Source organism: Mycobacterium sp., from assembly GCF_035653355.1.
Classification (GTDB): domain Bacteria; phylum Actinomycetota; class Actinomycetes; order Mycobacteriales; family Mycobacteriaceae; genus Mycobacterium.
The window spans coordinates 1-6,402 of record NZ_DASRBZ010000176.1; the positions used below are offsets into that span (position 1 = coordinate 1).

A 6,402-nucleotide genomic window follows, 5' to 3' on the forward strand; every position below is an offset into this window, starting at 1 on the left:
CCGGGAAGATCCCACCCGATGACGTGGTACGTGTCTGCCATCCGTTCCGCCGCCGCCGTCCACAACGCGTGCACCGATGTGCCCAGCGACGGCCCCACCACCAAGGCCGGTCGATCGGGTGCGCCACCCAAGTGGGACCCGCGGATGGTGGGCGTGCTCACGAGCGGTCCTGCAATATCGGTCGCGCCCGTGCCAGGCTTTCGTCCACGACACTGTCGACGGCGCCTAAATACGTTGCTGACGGCGGCTTTCCGAGGAAATCGGCGATGGTCCGCTGCTCACCCGAAACATCTGCCGCGGCAAGGTTGTCAGCCATCCGACCCGAATTGACCTCTAGACCGGCCAGCAGTTCGCTGCATTGCGAGCCCGCGACGACAGTCCGGCGAGCCAGGATCCGCAATGTGTCCCACTCGGCATGCCACGAACCGTCTGGGCGTTCGTCGTTCGCCAACACCGCCGCGGTGTGCAGCGCCGCGGCCAGTGGGGGTGCGGCAATGGCAGCCCGCCGAATCAAGACGGAAAGCACCGGATTGCGCTTGTGCGGCATCGTCGATGATCCGCCGCGGTTGGCGCCTGCGGGTTCACTCAGCTCACCGATCTCCGGCCGGGCCAGAACAACGACGTCCGAAGCGATATGGCCCCACACATCGGTGCAGCCGACCAGGGCGTCCGCGGCGGCGGTCACCGGCGTCCTGGTGGTATGCCACGGCATCCGGGCATCCAGACCCAATGTCCTGGTTGCGGTTTGAGCTAGTTGGAGTGACATCTGCGCAGGGTCGTCGGTTCTGCCGGCAAGCTTCGCGAATTCCGTTGTGGCAGCCAATGTTCCGGCGGCACCGCCGAGCTGGGCAGGAGTAGCCAGCGCAGTCAGTCGCCAATAGGCGTCAGTCACGCCGTTCAACCACCCGGCGGCTTTCGCGCCGAACGTCGTGGGTACCGCGTGCTGGGTCAGGGTGCGGGCTACCATCGGCGTGCCGCGATGGGTGGTCGCAAGCCCGGATAGTGCCGAAACCTGCTCGACCAGAATCGATGTCAGATGGTCAACGACAACCCGGATACCTGACATCAGCGCGGTGTCGAGAACATCCTGGCTGGTGAGGCCTCGGTGGATCCACCAGCCCACCGCCGGGTCTGCCCGTTCCCGAAGCAACCCCACGAGACCGATGACCGGATTGCCACCGCCCTCGGCAGCCTCGGTAAGCATTTTGCGATCCTGCTCCCCTACCAGCTGCGCCATGTCGACACCGGCGCACTCGGCCGGGGCAAGCCCGGTCTCCACTAAGGCTTTCAACCAGGCAGATTCGACCGCGACCATCGACTGCAGCAACGCCCGGTCGGTCATGAGCTCGCCGGCGCGCTCATCTCCCGGCCACAGTAGGTTGGTCATCGGCGATCACCGCGATAGGCCAGAAATACCGTCTCGTTGCGGCCCTGAAGGTGAATGTCGAAGCGATACACCGCACCGGGCTCGGCGATGCAGATCAACGTCTGTCGGCGGGCGGAGTCGATACTGGTGAGCAGCGGATCGGCCTCGAAGTCGCCGCCCGGTAGGTATGCGCGAGTGAACAACCGGTTCAACAATCCCCGCGCGAACACCGTGATCGCGAAGAATGCCGGTCGCCCAGGAGTCGGCGATCCGGGCATCACCGTGCTGAAGCGGTAGCGTCCGGCTGCATCAGTCGCCGATCTGCCCCACCCGGTGAATGTCCGGCCGTCGCGCCGCAGTGAGCCTGGCTGTTGCACAAGGTTGCCCTTGGAGTCGGGCTGCCACAGTTCGACCAGTGCGTCCGGCACTCCGTCTCCGGCGCCGTCGTACACCGTTCCGTGTAATCGGACGGCGCCGACGTGGGCGTCGGTGACCAAGTCACTGTCGCCCTCATACGGCAAGGCGCAGTGGAAGAATGGGCCGACGGTTTGGCCCGGGGTCTCGACCAGGCTAGCCATCGGTGTCGGTCCACGTTCGGCCCAGCACGATGTCCCAGCGGTAGCCGGTCGCATATTCCGGCACCGTCACGTCATGGTCATAGGTGGCGATCAGCCGGTTGCGGGCAGCGGGGTCGAGGATCGATTGAAGGATCGGGTCCAAGCCGAACAGCGGATCGCCCGGGAAATACATCTGGGTGACCAGCCGCTGTGTGAAGGCCGTTCCGAAGACGGAGAAGTGGATATGCGCTGGGCGCCAGGCGTTGTGGTGATTGCGCCACGGATAAGGACCGGGCTTGATGGTCAAAAACCGGTAGCTTCCATCGGGTTCGGTCAGGCAGCGGCCGACGCCGGTGAAATTCGGGTCTATCGGCGCAGGATGCTGATCGCTCTGGTGGTGGTAGCGACCGCTGGCATTTGCTTGCCAAACTTCGACGAGTTGGCCCGCCACCGGTCTGCCCCTTGTATCCAGTACCCGCCCGCTCACGACGGTGCGCTCCCCGATCGGCTCCCCGGCATGGCCGGCGGTCAGGTCTGCGTCAAGCGGCTCGACGTCGCGATCACCGAAGCACGGAGACCAACGCTCAATCTCCTCCGGGTCCACCCAGACCAACGGCGATTTCGGGTGGCGCAACGCGCTACTGCGATACGGCGGGTAGTTCAGCCGCGGCTGGTTTTCTCCCCCCTGGTAGCCGGCTGCGATGCGCGCGATCTCCGCTGTGATGTCGCGTTGAGATGCGACGCGCTCCGCTGCGGTTTCCATCAAGCGTGACGGTAACCACCTAACCGAGCGGGCTCAACCAGATTGACCGCAATAGCCTTATGCCGTGCCAAAAGAATATGTCTACGACCAAGGCTTCGCCGAGGAGCGGGCGAGGCTGGCCGGCATGGAGAGCCTCTGGGATCCCGGCAGCCAAGCGTTGCTCGACGATCTCGGCATCGGTGCTGGGTGGAGATGCCTCGAGGTCGGTGCGGGTGGGGGCTCACTGGTGCAATGGATGGCCGGCCGCGGCGCCACGGTCGTGGCGATCGACATCGACACGCGGTTCATCGAACCGCTCGCCGGCGGCGCGGTCGAGGTCCGCTGCCTGGACATCCGCACCGGCGAGCTGCCGAAGGATGAGTTTGACTTGGTGCATGCCCGGCTGGTGCTCGAACACCTCACCGAGCGCCGGCAGATCCTCGCGCGGCTGGCCGCTGCGCTGCGGCCTGGCGGTTGGCTGGTTGTCGAGGACTACGACTGGACCGGGTTCGGCCTCGACGACGTCGATCCGCAGTTCGAGCGGGTATCGGAAGCGATCATCACGTTCATGCAGCAAGCCGGCTTCGAGCCACGCTATGGCCGCCGCCTCTTCGACGACATGGCCGCCGCGGGGCTGTCCGACATTCGCGGTGAGGGCCGTGCTCGGGTAATCGACTCCAGCTCGCCGGGCTTCGACTTCTTCAGGCTGTCGTTCGAGAGCGTGCGGGACGCCGTCGTCGATGCCGGCCTGCTGCCGGCCGAAGACGCCGACGCGGCCAGCGCTCGCTTGCGCGAGAACAGGCGCGTATTCACCCCGATGATGATGGCCGGGATCGGCCGTCGTTGAGAGCTGTGCCGTCGGCTGCGCGTTCAGGCTCTATGCGCGGTCGAGGTGGCCGTTGACTCGCGGCGGAAGTGCTGAGTTTTGAAAACCGCCGCGCAGTTCGGCGATCTTTCCGCGGCGCAGCGGTTGCAGCAGCTCGAGACGATCGCCGAAGTACGGCGGGGAGGCCCCTCACCACTCCCCGCCGTCGTTCTCGGCGCGTTGTCCGACCTTCCGCCGATCGCTGCTTTACCCGTACAACTTGCCGATGATTGCGCCGGCGTCGTCGTCTTCGAGTACCGGCGTGGCCTCGATCTCCATGTACTCCTGCCACTCGGAGATGAGCTCGAATACCGGCTTGGGATCCGAGGCCTCGAGCACGGCACATCCCTTGCCGTTGAGGCCGAACCAGCGACCGAGTTGTGTCGCGCCCTCCGGCGGTTTGGCACCGGTCTTGAGGAAACGCTGGGCCGCCGGTCGGACCATGGACGGCTCCGAGAAGTTCCACTGAACAAGGTATTTCATGTGTCATCCTTTCTTGATATTGACCGCCACGGAAGCGATTGCCGCTCCGCTAGACGCCTGGGAATTCGATGATTCCGCGGATATTTCGCCCCTCGTGTAGATCGGCGATCGCCTGGTTGATCTCGTCGAGCCGGTAGCGGCGCGTCACCAACTCGTCGAGTTTCAACGCACCGGCCGCATACAGCGACAGCAGCATCGGCATGGCGGTGCGCGGATTCATGCCGCCGTATGGGACACCCTTGAGCTGCTTGCCCCAAAACACCATTTCCTGAAGCTGCAGCGGAACCAGCGTTTCGCTGGTCGGTGTGATGCCGGTCAGCACGCAGGTGCCACCCTTGCGGGTCATCGTCATCGCTAACGGGATCAGATCGACGTGAACCACGCCCGCGGTCACCACGACGCGGTCGGCCATCACACCCTGCGTGAGTTCTCGCACTAAACCGATAGCCTCCTCGGCCGACGGGCTGGTATGCGTCGCACCGAAAATCTTGGCCGAATCACGCTTGAACTCAAGGGGATCGACCGCGACGACGTACTTGGCACCCGCCGCGCGTGCCCCCTGTACCGCGTTCATCCCAACACCCCCGGTGCCGAGGACGACGACGGTGTCACCCAGCTCCGTGCCCGCAGACACCGTCGCCGATCCCCACCCGGTAGTCACACCGCACGACACCAGGGAAGCGGCGTGGAACGGAATCGAGTCATCGATCCTGATGGCGGATCTTTCCGCCACCACCGCATACTCCGCAAACGTCCCGAGTTGGGCGAAGGCCATAAGGTCTTCGTCACCCAGATGGCGACGAGGGGTCCCGTCGGTCGGCATCTCCTTCGTAAGCAGGCTGGCACCTGTATCGCAGAGGTAGCTCCGCCCGCTCACACACCAGCGGCAATTGCCGCAGGCGGGAATGAACGACATGGCCACGCGGTCACCGGGTTTCAGGGCTGTCACGCCCGGACCGACTTCTTCGATAACGCCCGCGCCCTCGTGACCACCAAGCAGCGGGAACCAATCCGGCGCGGGTAAGCCGTTGGCGGCCATAGTCTCAACCATTTCCGGGGTGGGCACCATGTCGCCGGTGGCGAAATGGTCGTCGGAATGACAGATGCCGGCAACTGCCATCCGTACCAAAACCTCGCCATGACGAAGCGGATCGAGATCAATGTCGCAGATCTCCCAGTCGTGCCCAACTCCGCGCAGCACTGCGGCCTTGCACTTCATCGCTCGCGCCTCCCGTGCGGCGTGACGCCGAACCGGCGCACGCCGCGAGCCGCGGCCGCGCGCATCACGCCCATAGCCAACTTGACCCGACGACGCGACACCGGATACCACAGCAGTTCCTTCGACTGCGTAGGAATCCGCGGTGCCGTGATCGCCTGCTCGCGGCAGTACTTGCGAATGCCGGCGGCGCCGCCGAGCCGGCTGCCGACACCTGAGTGCTTCCAACCGCCCATCGGAAGGGCCAGGGCGAAGGCGTTGGCGATCGCGTCGTTGATATTCACCGCGCCAACGTCGAGTTGACGGGCAATCCGTTGGGCCCGTTCGCGATCCCTGGTCCACACCGTGGCCGACAGTCCGTAATCGGAGTCGTTGGCCAGCCGGATCGCCTCAGCCTCGTCGGCGACCTTCACCACCGGCAGCGTCGGGCCGAACGTCTCTTCGGTCATGCACGACATGGAATGGTCGACGTCAGTGAGCACGGTCGGCTCGAAGAAGGTGCCGGTGCCGGTCGGCTTTCCACCGGTGAGCACCTTGGCGCCCTTGGCGACCGCTTCCTCGACGTGGCGCTGCACGATGTCGCGTTGCGCGGCGGTGGCCAATGCCCCGACGTCGAACTTGTATCCCCGGTCGTCTTGACCTTGCCTCAACTGCCGGACGTTCTTGGTGAGCTTCTCGACGAACTCGTCGTAGACGGGCTCCTCGACATAGACCCGCTCCACCGACACGCAGATCTGCCCGGAATTAAGCAGCCCGCCCCACGTGATGCCGTTGGCAGCCCGGTCCAGGTCGGCGTCGGCGAGCACGATCGCCGGATCCTTCCCGCCGAGCTCCAGGCTGTAAGGGATCAGGCGCTGTGCACACTGGACGGCGACCTTGCGTCCCGTCGCCGTAGACCCGGTGAATTGGACGAAGTCGGCATTGGCAATGACGGCGGCACCTGTCTCGCCGTAGCCGGTCGCCAGCGCGAGCACCGGCGGGGCGCCGATCTCGGTCCACCCGCGCACGAATTCGATCGCGCTCAGCGGCGTGACCTCTGACGGCTTCAACAACACTGCGGCGCCGGCCGCCAGCGCAGGAACCACGTCCATGCTCGGCACGACGAACGGACCGTTCCACGGCGTGATCACACCGACCACCGGGTACGGCCGATACACCGTGGTCAGCCTTTTG

Annotated in this window: 7 protein-coding genes; 1 reads left to right on the top strand and 6 read right to left on the bottom strand. The window is 65.2% G+C overall.

Annotation, left to right across the window (positions count from 1 at the left end; translation table 11 throughout):
- Nucleotides 1–157 precede the first annotated feature (157 nt).
- The 3 genes from VFA16_RS05805 to pcaH are packed head-to-tail and all read right to left on the bottom strand — an operon-like array spanning nucleotide 158 to nucleotide 2,686.
- Nucleotides 158–1,387, bottom strand: coding sequence for a lyase family protein (locus VFA16_RS05805; RefSeq protein ID WP_324966903.1), 1,230 nt, complete (start codon nucleotides 1,385–1,387; stop codon nucleotides 158–160).
- Nucleotides 1,384–1,944, bottom strand: coding sequence for a protocatechuate 3,4-dioxygenase subunit alpha (gene pcaG, locus VFA16_RS05810; protein WP_324966904.1), 561 nt, complete (start codon nucleotides 1,942–1,944; stop codon nucleotides 1,384–1,386). The genes VFA16_RS05805 and pcaG overlap by 4 nt, the downstream gene beginning before the upstream one ends.
- Nucleotides 1,937–2,686: a protocatechuate 3,4-dioxygenase subunit beta gene (pcaH, locus tag VFA16_RS05815; protein WP_324966905.1), complete on the bottom strand. Its 750-nt coding sequence runs from the start codon at nucleotides 2,684–2,686 to the stop codon at nucleotides 1,937–1,939. Before pcaH ends, pcaG begins: the two co-directional genes overlap by 8 nt.
- Before the next feature lie 64 nt (nucleotides 2,687–2,750).
- Between pcaH and VFA16_RS05820 the strand changes: the two genes are divergently transcribed.
- On the top strand, nucleotides 2,751–3,512 hold the full coding sequence (locus VFA16_RS05820) for a class I SAM-dependent methyltransferase (RefSeq protein ID WP_324966906.1): 762 nt from the start codon (nucleotides 2,751–2,753) through the stop codon (nucleotides 3,510–3,512).
- 225 nt (nucleotides 3,513–3,737) lie between these two features.
- Here VFA16_RS05820 and VFA16_RS05825 read toward each other — a convergent pair whose 3' ends face one another.
- From VFA16_RS05825 to VFA16_RS05835, 3 genes are all read right to left on the bottom strand, one after another.
- Complete coding sequence (locus VFA16_RS05825; RefSeq protein WP_324966907.1) at nucleotides 3,738–4,013, bottom strand: DUF3303 domain-containing protein; 276 nt, start codon at nucleotides 4,011–4,013, stop codon at nucleotides 3,738–3,740.
- A 49-nt stretch (nucleotides 4,014–4,062) separates the two neighbouring features.
- Entirely contained in the window at nucleotides 4,063–5,232 is a 1,170-nt protein-coding gene (locus tag VFA16_RS05830; RefSeq protein ID WP_324966908.1) for an NDMA-dependent alcohol dehydrogenase, read from the bottom strand.
- Nucleotides 5,229–6,402 (bottom strand): aldehyde dehydrogenase family protein (locus VFA16_RS05835; protein ID WP_324966909.1); only part of this gene is annotated, 1,174 nt, incomplete at its 5' end. The genes VFA16_RS05830 and VFA16_RS05835, both read right to left, overlap by 4 nt.

Coding starts and splice junctions, on each gene's coding strand:
- VFA16_RS05825 (WP_324966907.1), bottom strand. CDS start 4,013: ATGAAATACCTTGTTCAGTGGAACTTCTCGGAGCCGTCCATGGTCCGA.
- VFA16_RS05830 (WP_324966908.1), bottom strand. CDS start 5,232: ATGAAGTGCAAGGCCGCAGTGCTGCGCGGAGTTGGGCACGACTGGGAG.
- pcaH (WP_324966905.1), bottom strand. CDS start 2,686: ATGGAAACCGCAGCGGAGCGCGTCGCATCTCAACGCGACATCACAGCG.
- pcaG (WP_324966904.1), bottom strand. CDS start 1,944: ATGGCTAGCCTGGTCGAGACCCCGGGCCAAACCGTCGGCCCATTCTTC.
- VFA16_RS05805 (WP_324966903.1), bottom strand. CDS start 1,387: ATGACCAACCTACTGTGGCCGGGAGATGAGCGCGCCGGCGAGCTCATG.